At 45.5% G+C, this 15,490-nt stretch carries 13 protein-coding genes and 1 tRNA gene; 8 read left to right on the top strand and 6 right to left on the bottom strand.

The genetic code is table 11. The features are described from left to right. Positions 1 to 14: 14 nt before the first annotated feature. Positions 15 to 90 (top strand) — tRNA-Glu (locus tag SGI98_08275). A gap of 10 nt (positions 91 to 100) precedes the next feature. Here the strand turns inward: SGI98_08275 and SGI98_08270 are convergent. The 3 genes from SGI98_08270 to SGI98_08260 all read right to left on the bottom strand — a co-directional run bounded on the left by SGI98_08270 (position 101) and on the right by SGI98_08260 (position 5,382). Beyond that, the gene (locus tag SGI98_08270) at positions 101 to 1,033 is read right to left on the bottom strand and encodes a DUF6268 family outer membrane beta-barrel protein (protein MDZ4743396.1); all 933 of its coding nucleotides are present in this window, start codon (positions 1,031 to 1,033) and stop codon (positions 101 to 103) included. Positions 1,034 to 1,041: 8 nt separating this feature from the next. Continuing rightward, positions 1,042 to 2,118 (bottom strand): hypothetical protein, encoded by a 1,077-nt coding sequence (locus SGI98_08265; protein MDZ4743395.1) that lies wholly within the window; start codon positions 2,116 to 2,118, stop codon positions 1,042 to 1,044. A 66-nt stretch (positions 2,119 to 2,184) separates the two neighbouring features. Continuing rightward, the gene (locus SGI98_08260) at positions 2,185 to 5,382 is read right to left on the bottom strand and encodes a hypothetical protein (protein MDZ4743394.1); all 3,198 of its coding nucleotides are present in this window, start codon (positions 5,380 to 5,382) and stop codon (positions 2,185 to 2,187) included. Between the two features lie 231 nt (positions 5,383 to 5,613). Here SGI98_08260 and SGI98_08255 point away from each other — a divergent pair, with 231 nt between their 5' ends. Beyond that, positions 5,614 to 8,724 carry a PAS domain-containing protein gene (locus SGI98_08255; GenBank protein ID MDZ4743393.1) on the top strand — a complete coding sequence of 1,037 codons (3,111 nt, stop codon included), beginning with the start codon at positions 5,614 to 5,616 and terminating at the stop codon, positions 8,722 to 8,724. Positions 8,725 to 8,728: 4 nt separating this feature from the next. Beyond that, positions 8,729 to 9,463: a LytTR family DNA-binding domain-containing protein gene (locus SGI98_08250; GenBank protein MDZ4743392.1), complete on the top strand. Its 735-nt coding sequence runs from the start codon at positions 8,729 to 8,731 to the stop codon at positions 9,461 to 9,463. 67 nt (positions 9,464 to 9,530) lie between these two features. Here SGI98_08250 and SGI98_08245 read toward each other — a convergent pair whose 3' ends face one another. Further along, positions 9,531 to 10,004: a hypothetical protein gene (locus SGI98_08245; protein MDZ4743391.1), complete on the bottom strand. Its 474-nt coding sequence runs from the start codon at positions 10,002 to 10,004 to the stop codon at positions 9,531 to 9,533. 137 nt (positions 10,005 to 10,141) lie between these two features. Then, positions 10,142 to 10,300 carry a hypothetical protein gene (locus SGI98_08240; GenBank protein ID MDZ4743390.1) on the bottom strand — a complete coding sequence of 53 codons (159 nt, stop codon included), beginning with the start codon at positions 10,298 to 10,300 and terminating at the stop codon, positions 10,142 to 10,144. Between the two features lie 99 nt (positions 10,301 to 10,399). Between SGI98_08240 and SGI98_08235 the strand changes: the two genes are divergently transcribed. Both SGI98_08235 and SGI98_08230 read left to right on the top strand, forming a co-directional pair. Beyond that, positions 10,400 to 11,218 (top strand): hypothetical protein, encoded by an 819-nt coding sequence (locus SGI98_08235; GenBank protein MDZ4743389.1) that lies wholly within the window; start codon positions 10,400 to 10,402, stop codon positions 11,216 to 11,218. A gap of 145 nt (positions 11,219 to 11,363) precedes the next feature. Then, entirely contained in the window at positions 11,364 to 11,966 is a 603-nt protein-coding gene (locus SGI98_08230) for a redoxin domain-containing protein (protein MDZ4743388.1), read from the top strand. Positions 11,967 to 12,031: 65 nt separating this feature from the next. On the opposite strand, the gene SGI98_08225 is transcribed toward SGI98_08230, so the two are convergent. Further along, complete coding sequence (locus SGI98_08225; GenBank protein ID MDZ4743387.1) at positions 12,032 to 12,712, bottom strand: hypothetical protein; 681 nt, start codon at positions 12,710 to 12,712, stop codon at positions 12,032 to 12,034. Positions 12,713 to 12,882: 170 nt separating this feature from the next. Between SGI98_08225 and SGI98_08220 the strand changes: the two genes are divergently transcribed. The 3 genes from SGI98_08220 to SGI98_08210 all read left to right on the top strand — a co-directional run bounded on the left by SGI98_08220 (position 12,883) and on the right by SGI98_08210 (position 15,316). Then, positions 12,883 to 13,725 (top strand): ankyrin repeat domain-containing protein, encoded by an 843-nt coding sequence (locus SGI98_08220; GenBank protein MDZ4743386.1) that lies wholly within the window; start codon positions 12,883 to 12,885, stop codon positions 13,723 to 13,725. 158 nt (positions 13,726 to 13,883) lie between these two features. Further along, positions 13,884 to 14,582: a LamG domain-containing protein gene (locus SGI98_08215; protein MDZ4743385.1), complete on the top strand. Its 699-nt coding sequence runs from the start codon at positions 13,884 to 13,886 to the stop codon at positions 14,580 to 14,582. A gap of 116 nt (positions 14,583 to 14,698) precedes the next feature. Continuing rightward, entirely contained in the window at positions 14,699 to 15,316 is a 618-nt protein-coding gene (locus SGI98_08210) for a redox-sensing transcriptional repressor Rex (protein ID MDZ4743384.1), read from the top strand. Positions 15,317 to 15,490 lie beyond the last annotated feature (174 nt).

Raw genomic sequence — 15,490 nt, 5'->3', positions numbered from 1 at the left:
CTTACTATTTTTGTGGCGCTATCGTCTAATTGGTCAGGACACGGCCCTCTCAAGGCCGGTGTACGGGTTCGATTCCCGTTAGCGCTACCATTTCCTGGACCTAAAACTGTGAAGTCACAGACAAACTGACATAAGGGGCGGGATCGGCCTTCACTTTCATATCAGAGCGGTAATAATCAAATTGCCTAAAAACAGTGTAACCGGCATCGGCATCGATCGAAATAGCGGGGGTGACATTATATTTTACGCCCACACCCGTCCGGGCCTCGATATAGTCGAGCATGGCGTTATTCAGGCTGGCATCATTATTCTGGGTGCCGTTATTTGGCCCAGTGCGGAAGGTGCCCCCGAGTAAGCTACCGCCGAGGTAAAGGTCCACTTGTTTATTGAGAGAATAACTCAGGCGTGGATTTGGGAGCATCAGGTTTAAATTCCAGTTATCTTCAAATTGCCAGCGGAATCCAACGGCCGGGAAGATGGGGATTTGGCGAAACATTCCTAAGCCCACTCCGAACATCCATTGGAAATTCTCATTCATCAGGTAACTAGCCCCGACAATCATTTCCATCGAGATATCGTCTGTGGTCACATCAGTAAAATCACTATAAACCCCGGGCATAGCCTCGACACGGACGATCCAGTCATTACCGATGATCGTGTCGAAACCGATTTTCATGTAAACAGATTGCAAAGTGTCGGGTAAGGGAACTGATCCATCCTTAAACAAGGAAAAACGGCCCCAACCGACACCGGTACGGAGAATAAAATTATTACTGATTTTCGGCGCAATGGTCACGTCGAGGGAGTCATTGAGCACGGAAAGCTTCTGGCCATTTTGGTTCGGCTGTTTGGTGGAAGATGAAAAACCGTATCCATTCGCACTATTGACCTCATAGGAGATATTCATCTTCTTGGCCGGAACAATCGGATTCACATCTTCGAGCAGGGAACTATCCGAGGATTGGGCAAAAAGGATTCCTTGCGGGCAGAGAAGCCCGAAAGCGATAAGGAAAAGGATGTATCTGATTTTCATAAGGGTAATTAAAGTTTGGTCGCGAATGATTCCTGGCGTCCGGACTCGATGTCGCGTTTGAACTCTCCGATGGATTGTTTAATGCTTTTGATCATCAAGGCTCCCGCGGCAAATTGCTGCACACCCTTGAGATATTCAAAGAGGGGCGCGGATACAAAATCACTCCTCCAGACAAAAGTGCATTCCTTCCCGTTGATCGTGACCGGATAAAGCTCATAAAGGGTCAGTGTCGTGAAGTAGGAGTTACTCACATAAATCTGGCTGTCGGCTATCTGGATGGTTTTGCCCACTTGCTTGCTATTGACCACGCCTAATACACAAGTGGCGATTTTATCGGCCTTGATCACCTGCCAATAATAGGAGGTGGCGGGGCTGGGGACTTTTCCCGCAGGTAAAATAATCGATGTGATCAAGAGCTCTTTGAACCGGGTATAAATCTGAGGATATTCCGACAGGAGGCTTTTGAGTTCACCCTCCACGATCAATTCCGTGTCCCCTAATTGATAACCGGGAATCGCGGAAAGTCCTTTTTGGCGGTAGGATGTATATTTTTCCTGAAGCAAGGCTGCCCAGAATTGACTCACGATTTTTTTTGCCTCGGGTGAATCTGACTTTGCACCGGGAGGAAGGCTTTGAAGTGTTTTCTTTAAATTTTCTAGGTCCGTCTTGCTCAACTGCATCGTCGGTGTCTTATTCCGAGCATCCAAGGTTTGTTGAACCAAGGAATTGATCGGTTTGCTCGGGAGGTTTAAATCGAACTGGTTAAAATCGGCATTTTCGTCCGATGTAAAAATATGGCTGGCGAGGATAATTGAATCCTCCTTAATGGGGGGATTCCAGAAGGCAAGCCCTTTGGCTGTTAATTCTACGGGTTGATTAATGACATAGGCAAACTCGACGGTTAAACCTCGGGAAAAGTTATTAAATTCACCACGTTCAGAGAGGATTTCGCCCTTCTCCAGTTTTGCCTGATCAAGACTTTTAAAAATGGAATAATGAGTAATATCGGGAAATGCGGACTGGGCATTCAGTGATAAGGCTGAAAGCAGGAATAATCCAAAAATAGACTTTATACGGTTAAACATAGAAAAATACCATTGTGAACTCCTGTTACTAAACAATTAAAAAACAAAAAAACAAGCAGGAAAAATCTATTCTTCCGTGCGACGATCCTTGCTTACAGTTGAGAAAAAGAAAATCAATATAACTCCTAGGATCAGAAGAATATAGGCACTTGGTTCCGGGACAGGCACTAACTGATAGAGCCCTGGCCCCATTAAATAGCTATAAACAGTGCCGACCCCGATCAATGTACTGCCGTTATCGGAGTAAAAGAACATTTGATAATTGATCACTCCTTGGTCAGAAGTGACATAAAACCTATCCAGATTATTGGTTTCTCCCAAAGTACCCGTCCAATTATACACTGAAAAGAAATCTGATCCGAAATTTAGGTTACTGACGGTGATGGTCGATCCCCCGGAATTCGTGCCAAAATCAATGACCGCGCCAGAATTCGAAATATTCAATGTACTGAAGATTTCATCGTGCCCGTTAAGTTCGAGTTTCCCGGTCGAAAAAATATTTACCGAGGAAGAATTATTGATCTGTTCGTCCGCATCAAGCCTGACTGTCCCGTTTGATATGAACAGGTTCCCGGCAATCGCATTTGTCCCAGCGGATTTTCCCAGCACAAGGGTGCCACTCTCCACAATCGTATTCCCGGTATAAGTATTCCCATTACTCCCGCGATAATACACGGCGGCCGATGAATTAACCGTAACTGTAGAGGTAATAGTCCCGGATATCCCGTTTGAATAAATAATATCACTCGTGCCCCCGACAATCATGGAGTTATTCGTCAGTCCGACAGTCCCGTTTAGGTTTAATGTGCCGGTGCCATTATTAGATACATAAAATTTATTTCCAGAGGCGAGCTGGCTATAAACCTCTATATTGGCATCGATTTGATGATTGGCACCCCCGGAACGCACAATAATCAGAGGGTCATTGGTCGCAGAGGAACGGAAATTCAGCGTGAGGTTATTGCTGAGTGTGTAGGCTTGGTTACCTTCAAAATTCAGGCGGTTGACAATATTCGTTCCGGCTGCCGAAGAAGATGATATGACCCTCGCGGAAGTAATATTCGTGCCGAAGAGGACATTGGCCCCGTCGGAATTTGGGGCATAGCCCGCGTTCCAATTTGTCCCTGTTTCCCAAAAACCATTGGTATTCGGTAGCCAAATGAATTCCCCATCCGTGTGGGCGACAATTTCCCCGGTAGAGCCGCGGACGGCGGCATAGGTGCCGGTCAGGCCGTTGGGATTGATGAATTTGATTTTCCCCAACTGTTCATCAGTAATATTATTTCCGGCTGTCCCGACAAATAACCGGTCCATAAAAGATGATCGGTTATAATCATAAATGTAGATGGCAGAACTCAACGACCAGCTAAGGTTCGTGCTATTGGCGAAGGTGAGGACATTAGTAAAACTCCCGGTGCCATACATGATTTTGGAGATCACAGTAAATCCTTGTGAATCTAATGTACCCATTGTTTCGTTAAAATTATTCAGGTCAAGAGTCCCCCCTTGGAGTGTCAGGTTCACCCCGTCGGCCACGAGGTTACTTGCCCCCAGCCGTACCGTCGTCCCTGAGTGAATGAATATGTTTCCTGAGGCGATAGCATTTGTGCCTGTGGGTTTATTCAGGAAAAGTGTCCCGTTACTCACGACTGTATTTCCTGTGTAGGTATTAGCATTGGTCCCTCCATATTCCGCCGTACCCGTACCGTCTTTAATGATTCCACCGGCACCGGAAATAACATTCGATCCGATAAAGGAAATATTACCTGCCCCAAAGAGGGTTAGATTGCTTGCGACATTATTCAGATTATTAGCAATCTGGAGAAGGCCGGAGGAAGACTGGATGGATGCCGTATTCGAGACAACAATGAGTCCTCGCAGGGTATTGGTCCCCGAGATATTATTAATCGCGCCCTGACCGTTAAACCCTAAGGCGGTATTGGCTCCTGTCAGTCCCAGAACAAGAACCTCCTGCACATTTGTCAGCCCCCCTTGGATCTGTAGGGTGCCCGTATTGTAGATAGCCGTGTCATTGGAGACGAGCGTGGTTCCAAATTGACCGAGTGCGTTGTCATTTTGAATATTGAGTACTCCTCCGCGGATATAAGTGCGAGAGAGGTAGGTATTACTCCCGGATAAAATCTGGGTGCCCGTATCTGAACGCACCAGACGACTTCCACTTTCGGAGTCAACACTGCCGATACTTCCCCCCAAGATGGTGCCTGAGAAATTCGAACCCGATAGGCTGCCGACGAACTCAACCATCTGACCAACCGGTGAATTTAATTCTATTTGGCCATTACCCGAAGCGGATAAAATGCGTAAAAGCCGGTTATTGCCCTGAAAAAGTCTTCCATCATTCGTGATCACATAATTTAATGCATTGCCAGCTCCGATCCCTGCATTGATGCTAAAGATTGCAGAATTGGCGGCTCCTACTCCATCGCCGATTTGAACCACTGTTCCTACGCTCACAGCTCCCGCATTATTGATTTGGAGTGTTCCATTATTGATTTGGAATACTGGGGCATTAGTCACCTGCCCCGCCGTACCGAGGGTCAAGGTATTGCCCGTATTCACATCGACGATGATATTACTTGTTCCCCCGATCAATTGGCGTCCGGCATTTAGGGTGAAGCTCCCCCCGACATTCAAGACCCCTCCATTAAAAACCACATCATTGGCGGTGTTGCCCAGATTATTGTCAGCACTCATCTGGATAATGCCGGAGTTATTTGTGAGGTTACCGGTAAATGTGTTTGCCCCGGAAAGAATCAATCGGTTGGCACCACCTTTTTGAATACCGGCGTTACCTACGACAATACCCGAAAGGGTCAGGTTTGATACTCCCGCCACCGAGAGCAAATTGCCGCCGTTGGTAATATTACCGCTAAAGACCATGGCTCCATTTGATGCATTCATGGTTACCGAGGTTCCTAGGGTAAATGCCTGCTGGAGAGTCTGTAAATTCGTCGAAAGATTCAAGAGAGTATTAGTGACTGAAAAGGTATTCCCGGTAATGACAAATGCCCCGGCCGAGTTCGTAAATGTGATGCCGTTGAAGACAAAAGAAGTGGCGAGGTTATTTGTATTGGAGAGTCTGGTGGTCCCACTAAAAACAAGTGCAGCCCCCGTCACAGGTGATGTGTCTGCGGTCCAATTTGTCGAAGTATTCCAATTTCCGTTTGCGCCGCCACCGTCCCACACTGATTGTCCCCAAACCACAGGCGTCAGCAGTCCATACAGGCATGCCCTTATCATCATTCGATAGAAAATGGATAAACTCATCAAGAATTGTTAAAATAATTGCATACGAGAATACTGATTAACTAATAGGACAGATATTATCCTAATACATTATCTTAGGGAGACATTTTCTACCAACGGCGGTAAAAAATCGCTAAACGGATAAATATCAATTATTTATATACTAATTTACCTTGCAAGAGAAAATTTGCTTAATCTCCTGTGTGTGTGTTAGATTAATCTATTCTTATGGAGGAAAATACACCTAAAAAGGCTCCAGACTCTTACTTAAAAGACCTTGTGCGTATGTATGAGTCACGGGAAGAGGGGGTATATATTTTCGACTGGGATAATTTCCGCCTTCTTGCAGCCAATAGCTCCGCCTTTAAGCTCCATGAATGCCATTTGGTCAATGATTTGGAAAATGCTTTCTGCTCACTGCCCTCACCCTTCTCCAAAAAAGAAGCGCACCACTGGCTCTTACGGGCTAAAGAGTCAGGCGCCCAACGTTTTGAATGGAAAATCAAGAATCCCGGCGGCAAAATCATCCATTACCGCGTCTTAATCGATAAATTAGAATTATCCGGGCGCCCCCTTTTACTCGCCATGACAGATTCAACCGTTGATGAACTCTTGACTGCCGAGGAGGAGCTGCTCTCTGCCGTGCAAATCTCCCAAAACACTTCTGAATTCTCATCCATGCTTTTCAGCCAGCTGGGCGACCAAAAATCTTTTTTCCGGGTGTTAAAGGCCGAATGCCAAAGGGTGGGAGAACTTTTTTTAGCGGACCATGTCTATTTTAATATTATCGGTGAGGACAACACCAGTTCCTATTTTTCGATCCAATGGCCTGACGACAAGTGTGTATTAGGGGAGATGTTTTTCTTCGATGAGAACACCTCCTATATCTGGAAACAGCTACAGCTTGCGATTCCCTTTTGTTTTGAATCACCGGAACTACTCCCGTATGAGGCCACAGCGGAAAAGGATTTTTTCCTGGAATCAGGGATCAAATCCGCCGGCTATGTCCCTGTTATATTCAATAATAAATTCCGTGCGGTTTTAGCGATTGAATTCACATCCCGCAACCATCTCTGGAAACAAATAGAAATAGCCGACTTGAGGATCCTCGGGAATATCCTCTCTGCGGCTTTCAGCGCATTAGAGACAGATATTGAAATCAGGCGCAATGAACTCAAATACGAATCCATCATCGAGTCCATGAGTGAAGGGGTTATTGTTTATTCCCCAGAGCTTGAAATCGTCATGTGTAATACCAGCGCGGCAGCAATTTTAAGGACGACTGTCGAGGGGCTCAAAAAAACAAATTGGAAAGATTGGGAAAACCGACTGATTCACCCAGAGGGCAAACACCTGACCCTCGAAGAGCATCCCGCCCATCTCACCGTCTTAACCGGGAAACCCTATGTAAATGTCAAAATAGGTATCCTCGGCCATGATGGACTCCCCTATTGCTGGGTAGCGATGAATTCCAGTCCTCTCATTGATGATACCACCGGGAAATCAACCGGGGCCGTACTGACATTTACTAATGCCACACAGGAAATTGAAGCAATCAAAAAACAGCGGACCCTTGATTCTTTTGTCCAGCATATCAATAGCGGCGTACTGATTACAAAGGCGGATAGTAACCATCCCACGATTCTTTATGCGAACCAAACCATGGCCGATCTGACAGGTTACACTGTGAATGAACTCATCGGCCAAACACCCAAAATCTTCCAGGGTCCAAAAACCGACCTTGAAAACCTCAAGAAAATCCGGGAGGCCCTCGACAAGAACCAATCCATCCGCACACAAGTCATTAATTACACAAAAGAAGGTTTCGAATATTGGACGGACATCGATATTTTTCCGATCCCCGGCATTAATGGAAAACCCGAACAATTTGCAGCCATCCAGAGGGATATCACCAAAGAAATAAGGACAAGGGAAGAGCTCGCTCAAGCCAACGAACTCCTCCACCTGACAATCGAAGGGGCACATGTCGGCACATGGGTATATGATATCCAGACAGGCAAAACATCCTATAATCCCGAATGGGCAAAAATGCTGGGTATGCCCCCGGATAAGGTCCTCCCTGACGTAGCCACCTGGATAAGCCGCATCCACCCCGAAGATCGAGACCGTATTTCAGGCATTCAGGATGAGTATCTCACCGGAAAAAGGGAGCACCAGGAATTCGAGCACAGGCTCCGCCATGAAGACGGGCATTGGGTATGGGTTCTCAGCCGGGGCCGGATCATTAAATATTCTCCTACCGGTACTCCTCTGGTCCTGGCGGGAACACACTTAGATATCACTGAAATCAAGGAGTCCGAACGAAAAATCCGCCAAAGCGAGGAACAACTATCATTAGCCACTGAAGCTGCGCGCATTGGCATCTGGGATTGGAATATCAGTACCGATGAATGTTATTTTTCTGGACAACTCAAAGCACTGATCGGACACAGTGAAGGGGAATTCCCCCACAGTATGGAATATTTTTATGAACAAATCCATCCTGCCGACCGGTTGGTTTTAGCCCAGCATCTGGAGGAGAATTTTGCCAAGAAAAAGCCCTTCCGCGTGGAAGTCCGTATCAAAGATAAAAAGGGTGAGTATGAATGGTTTGTTTTAAGGGGTGAAGCCCAAAGGGATCCCCATGGCATACCGGTGAGAATGATTGGAACGTGCATCAATATCTCCCAAAGGAAAAAAGCGGAAGACATTCTGGCACGAGAAGCACAACTCACCTCCCTCCGGTATCAAATCAATCCTCATTTTTTATTCAATACACTGAATTCCATCCGCGCTTTTATTCCCAACGACAATAAAGAAGCCCGGTCGATGATTTCCAACCTCTCGGAATACCTCCGTTACTCTCTGCGGGACGGCAACCAGCCTTTTGTAAAACTCAAACAAGAGATTACCGCACTGACCAAATACCTCGAGATTGAAAAAATCAGGTTTAGTGACGACCTGTCCGTGGAAATGAATATCCAGCCGGAAACATTGGATTATCCCATCGCCCCGCTTCTCGTGCAACCACTGGTTGAAAATGCCGTCAAATACGGAAAAAAAACAAATCCTAACCAACTAACTGTAAAAATCTTTGCGTGGATGGAAGGGGAATTTTTAAATATTGAAGTCAGTAACACCGGCAAATGGGTGGATTCTTCGGAAACCATCGAATCAACCCATATCGGCATCTCCAATATTAGTGACCGCCTGATTTTCCTTTATGGAGATGATGCAAATATTAATATATATGAGGAGGGCGGCCAAGTCCGGGTCATCATGAAAATTCCTGTTTCGAAAAATATTCCACTTGTGCATAATGATCCCCATCCCAAATAACCCCATGAATACAAGCTTACGCGCATTTCTAGTCGATGATGAAATCCTCGCCAACAGGGAACTCCGTAATCTCCTCTCCGATATACCGGAAGTCGAGGTCGTGGGTGAAGCTCGCTCCGTGGGTGAAGCGGCAGAAAAAATCCCGCTCGCCAAGCCTGATGTGATCTTTCTCGATATCGAGCTGCGTGACGGCCTTGGATTTGACCTGATCCCCAAAATCGACGCGGATATCGAAGTCATCTTTGTGACCGCCTATGAGCAATACGCCCTGCGCGCATTCGCCATTAATGCCCTTGATTACCTGACTAAGCCCATCGATTTCGACAGGCTCCACCAATCCATCGAAAGGCTCCTGTCATCCCCTAAAAAAAGGCCACCCTCTAACCCCCTTGCCCTTGAAAATGATGACCGCATGCTCCTCAGGATCGGCAATAAGAATTTATTCTGCCCCGTCAATGACATTATCCTGATCCATGCACTCGGGGATTATACCGAGGTAACCACATTGACCCATGGCAAAGGCCTGATATTAAAATCCATGCAAGAATGGGAAAATACATTGCCCAAAAATCTATTTTTCCGAACCCACCGGGCATCCATTATCAACATTCAAGACTTCAAGGAAATGAGTCAAACCGAAGAGGGGGAAGTGAGTGTCCTCCTGAACCATTCCTCAGACATGATTCCTGTCAGCCGGCGTAATCTTGCCGCCTTGAGGAAAATTCTCAAAAAGATTTAATCCAACTCCGGGTCCTTCTCTCATTCCTCCTAGATAAAACTTTTCTCTACTTAGCTACATCCATTTTTTACTTTTCATGAACCATCACCTTGGCAATTTTCCAATCCTTCGACTCACGGTCTTTCTGCCATTCCATCCGGATGTTTGCACCTTCAGGAATCCGGAATAAATCCCCATCCACAAAGATAACAACCTTTAATTCCATCGAAGCACGGCCATTTTCCTCGTCCAAAACCAATTGTCTATCCTCGACATTTATTTCGATTTTTTTGGCCCCGCTACGCACCTCATAAATGCCTCCTTTGAATTCATCAGCACCGACCGAAACCATTTCCCCTAAAAAATCAATCGCTACGGGATTCATAAATGTCCCGGAAACCACAGCCGTTTTAGTAAGTTGATCGATATCCGCCTCAACCCCCGTTTTTGCAAATTGCGCGATCATCATATCAAAACGTTTATTGATCCTCCGCATGTCCCTTGTCATATACCAATAAGTCCCACCGGCTATAATGACCACCAAGGTAACTATTGTGATCATTAAACGGTATCGGCACATCATACAGGGATTCCTAGAAGGGGGTGTTCTTGAGATAAAAAAGCGGGGCTTAAAGCCCCGCTTTTGATTTAATTACCTTATCCAAAGAACCGTTGGGGATTCCTCGACAAAAACTGCAGTCAGGATTTAGCCGGCTTATCCTTGGAATCACCGCTGTCTTTGGGTGTCTCTTTATCTTTGGAGCCACTACACCCGCCGCAAGTGCCTGCAGAGAGAGTGGATGTTGTAAAACTGACGGTTACCGCAACCGCCATGAGTGCCATGAATATATTTTTCATTAATGAAAAATATATCAAGATGTCAATTTCGCAAGCAAGAGAATTATTTTTTCGGGCACGGCTTGCAATATATTCTGATTCACAACATCTTATGCCTTTATGAATCTTATTGTTCGATTAGAAAAACGTTTCGGGAAACTGGCTATTCCCGGAATCATCCGGTATGTAATCTTGGTCCAGGCTGCTTTTTTTGTCCTTGTGATGGCGATGCCCGGCCTACAGGCCCGTTTAATCCTCGACCCGGCAGCTGTGCTCTCGGGTGAACTCTGGCGTTTGATTACCTATGTCTTTATCCCGCCTGATTCTTTTAAGGGCGGATGGGTGATTTTTATTTTGTTTTATTTCCTCTTTTTCTGGTCGATCGGCGACAGCTTGGAGGCTGCATGGGGCACTTTTAAACTTAACCTCTACCTTCTTTGCGGCATGTTTTTTATGACCATTGTCGCTTTTTTTGTCGTGCGCGGGCAAGTCGATAATGTATTCCTGATGTTGTCATTGCTATTTGCTTACGCCACAGTATTCCCCGACGAAATCATCCATTTTTTTATGATCATCCCCTTAAAGGTCAAGTGGCTCGGGATTATTTCCGCTGCCATGCTTCTCCCTGCGATACTTTTTGGCAGTTTCGCCCAAAAAGCGGCGATCCTCGTTTCTTTCGGTAATTACTTCCTTTTCTTCTGGGCTTTCTACCTCGAAATCTACCGGAACCGGAAAGTCATTTCACAACAAAAGATCCGACTTAAAGAATTCCAAAAGCCAATCAATGACAACGGACAAAGTTCTTTCCACGAGTGTATGGTCTGCCACCGCACGGACGTCTCAAACCCTGACTTGGAATTCCGGATCTCCGGCTCGGATGGGGAAGAGTATTGCCAAGACCACATCAGCCAGGCGCCCTACAAAAACGCCGGCTTATAGAGCCTTCCCTCGGCAGGAGCTAAATCAAATTAGCAGGTTTTTTTGACAAATAAGCACCATAATCCCGCTTTTTGGATAAAACAATCTTTTGATCATCAGTAAATGTCACTTGAAAAAAAATCAATCGAGTCCATTCTATATATCTATGACAAATACCCTTAAAACATTCTTTGCACTTGTCTGTATCAGCACATTGGGAATGGTGAGTGCCCTTGCAGTAGCCCAGGTCGGACAACCCGCACCTTCATTTACGTTGAAAGATACATCAGGAAAATCAGAAAGCCTGGCGGATTTTAAAGGAAAATATGTCGTGCTCGAATGGCTCAACCATGGATGCCCGTTTGTCGTGGGCCAGTACAAACCGGGCCTGATGCAGGCAACCCAAACCAAAGCAACCGGGATGGGAGCCGTCTGGTTGTCGGTTAATTCGACAAATCCCGGCCATCAGGATTTTAATACCCCCGAAAAAGAGTCTGTAAAAGCCAAAGAAACAGGTTCAAAAGCCACGGCCATCCTGCTTGATCCGGATGGTAAGGTCGGAAAAGAATACGGGGCCAAAACCACTCCCCACGTTTTTGTGGTTAATCCAGAGGGAGTTATCATTTATGCCGGAGCTATCGATAACAGGCAAGAAGGTGATAAAATAATTAACTACGTGATCCAAGCCCTCACCGAGGCCCAGTCTGGAAAACCTGTTTCCACGCCTGAAACTAAACCTTACGGCTGTGGTGTGAAATACCAGAATTGAATTCCTGAAGAAAAAAAATTACCCTGACGCAAAACGTCCCTTGAAAAATGTACAGGGGACGTTTTTTATTCTTCAATCAAGAAGCTGATTTGCATCCCCGTTTTTTCAAAGACAACGGCCATGTCGCTGGGAAACATGTATCCAGACTTCACTGGCCCGAAAAAAACTTCTCCTACTTCCACTTTTGATCTATTGAGACCACGGAACGAAAATTTTACCCCGCCTGAATCCATGGCCGAGTCTAATGCAATCTTATATGCTTGGGCCAGCATAAAAAAGGGTTGCATGGCCATCGGAGTCTTTTCATCCAGCACACCCTCCCACTTTCCTTCATTAGCTCCCCAAACCACTATTTTCCCGTTATTCCCGCTGACTTCCACTTTCATATTCAGGTCGACACCTGCCAGGATCAAACGGAATTCCCCCCTCGCCATCGCGACATAACCCTGAGTCAAACTCTGTTTTGTCGACTCATCGACCGTTGAAATCCTTAGATACGTCCACGAGTCATCTGGCTCCCTAAATACAGGCTTTTTATCAGTGGAAGTATCTTCATTTTTAGCTGTTGCCGTTTTCGTTTTTTCAGATGCATCAGACTTACTACCTCCCTTCGAGGTGCCAGCTTTAGCTGCACCTGAGGCATTCTTGGCGTCCGTTTGTTCCCCAGGAGTTTGGCAACCTATTGAAAAAATGAGGGTCAATATTAAGAAAAGTATTCCTGAATATTTAAGCGGATAGAGTGACATTATCATAAGAATTTTGTTATAATCTGACAGGAAAATACTGAAACAAAATTTAAACTAGTTTCAATTAACATAAATAGAAACAAAAAAATCGACATTATGGAAATTCTAAATATTATTAATGGATGTGGAAGTTTATCATTATATTGTTTCTTTTGGCAGGGGGATTAAGCATGACTCCGCTCTGCAAAGATAAACGAAAAGCCCAAATGGAGCTCGAGAAAAAAGAGATTTCCTTTACCGTTGATAACTTTGTGGAATATGCCGGAAAAGGTGATTTGAGTGTGACGGATGCTTTTATCAAGGGTGGCATTAAAGTAAACGGCAAGAACGAAAAAGATGTTACAGCCCTTGAGGCAGCGATCAGAAAAGGATTTAAAAACACTGTCTCCCGCTTGCTTGAAGCCAAAGCCGATCCTCGTAACACAGACAAGGACGGGGTTCCTCTTGTATATATAGCCGCAGAGAAAGGATTTGGGGACATTGCGGTTAATCTTGTCTCCAAAGGGGCTGATATTAATTCGCGAACCCCCTCGGGAGGAACACCCTTGATGGCTGCAGCCAGTAATGGCCAAGTGACCACCTGTATGATCCTGCTCAAAAAAGGGGCTGATATTAATGCCTTAGATAACAGCGGCAATACCGCGCTCATTTATGCGGCAATCAAGGATCAAGCCACATTGATCGATCTGCTCGCCGGTGCAAAGGCAGATGTGAATATTACCACACGGGACGGCATTCCCCTTATCGTCTTAGTCGGCCGCCAGGGTCTCATTAAAGTCATCGAGGCGCTTGTTAATAACAAAGTAAATATGGATGCCATTGATTCAGGGGGAAGAACCGCCCTCATGATGGCTGCGGATAATGGCCATGACGAAACTGTTCTTTACCTCATTGCTAAAGGGGCTGATGTCACCATGAAAGATAAAAACGGGATGACTGCCTTGCAATATGCCCTCCGAGCTAATCGCGCAAAATCTGCAGAACTCCTCCGTCAAGGTGGCGCAAAGGAATAAACCCTTCGTTGGTTGAAGGGTTTATGCAGACTTGGTAGGGGAGTGGTCTCTCGCACGATGATCTTTAATGTGTGACGAAAAAACAATTCACACCCTATTCTGCTGTATACATAAATTCCACTTCCCCTCTACCACACGGGGGATTATACTGTGTGGTGATGTATCATTTTTCAAAGGCCGTCTTGGTAGGGGTTCTTTATCTCATTTTCTTTCATGCCCCTGGATATGCAGTAGAGAAAAATGACATTATTATTTACCTGGCCTTGGATGGGGACGCAAAAAATAGTGCACGTGAGGAGTACCAAGGCAAGGGATACGCACTCGAATTCACCACCGACCGTTTCGGTAATGCCGGTAAAGCCCTGTGGCTGAATAACGCCAAGTCATTTATCGAAATTGATAAAAGCAATGAACTGTATCTGCAGAATACTCCTTTTACGATTATTGCATGGATGAAGTTTAACTTAGATAACCCTGATAATGCTGCGATCTCAAAACATCAGGCCGGATCATTTAATGGTTATGGTATCGGGATCACACAGAATAAATTTGTCTTTTATCTCAACCAAGATCCGCGCCTTATGAGCCAAAAGGCGTACAATGACGATCAGTGGCACATGGTTGCAGCGGTCTATGACAAAGAAACCATGCGTCTTTATGTCGATGGTATTCAAGACTGCCAACAAGCGGTCAAGTATACTAATATCAACTCTTCCCCCCTCTATATTGGCACATGTGACTCCAGTATCAATAGGGTTAATGCTGTATTCAAAGGATGTCTTGATGACATCTTTATTATTGGAAATGCCCTCAGTCCTGAGCAAGTTCTCAGTTTTTATAATGCTTCCAAACCGTAGACAGGATTTTTTTCCTAAAATCCTCGAGTAACAGGGCTTACAGTATTACATGCCCAGAGTATCACATTGCAATTGAGTCTTGTTGTCATAAGGATAATTTGTTAGTACGGAACCCCGTGAATCCCCTCGTCCCTCGAAAAACCGTTTACCGGCTTTCCGTCTATTTCCGTTGCCTACAAAGGCTTTTGGAGAATGCCGTAGAAACAGTCTCTTCTCAAACACTCTCAAAAATCGCTGGTGTAACCCCCTCGCAACTCAGAAAAGATCTCGCCCATTTTGGTAACTTCGGGCTCAAAGGAGTCGGTTATAACGTCCCGGATATGGTGAAGCAAATTGCGCTTTTACTGGGCACAAACAAACTCAAGCCGGTCGTACTTGTCGGGGTCGGTGACTTGGGTTCGGCTCTTCTTTCTTATAGGGGTTTCCAAAAGGAGGGCTTTGAAATTATTGCAGGCTTCGACGTGGATCTGAAAAGGAAACGCTCAAAAAAATTCGATATCCCGATCCTCCCGATGACTGGGTTAAAAAATTTTGTGCAGGAAAACCATATTAAAATGGCAATCATTACTGTTCCCCCTTTTTCGGCCCAGGAAGCTTGTAATCATCTGGTAGAATGTGGAATCGATGGAATACTGAATTTCGTCCCGATTAGGCTTGCGGTCCCTGACCGCGTAGTGGTCAACAGTGTCAATCTGGCTATGGAACTGGAAAATCTTTCCTATTTTATCAAATAAATAGTTGATTTTTTATTAATGAAGCCTGTTGACAAGGGGCTACTTGATGCCCTAGTATATAAGAGTACGCGTTTTATCAGTCGGACATGGTGGCGGTCAGTCGCGGGTAGTCAAAAGAATGCCTGGTGATCGTTGAAACTCGGTGGTCGGGAACGGACGGTTGAGGACGCTAAT

It is taken from the genome of Verrucomicrobiota bacterium (assembly GCA_034440155.1).
In the GTDB taxonomy this organism is placed as follows: domain Bacteria; phylum Verrucomicrobiota; class Verrucomicrobiia; order JAWXBN01; family JAWXBN01; genus JAWXBN01.
This window is presented reverse-complemented; position numbering and strand designations above follow the sequence as displayed.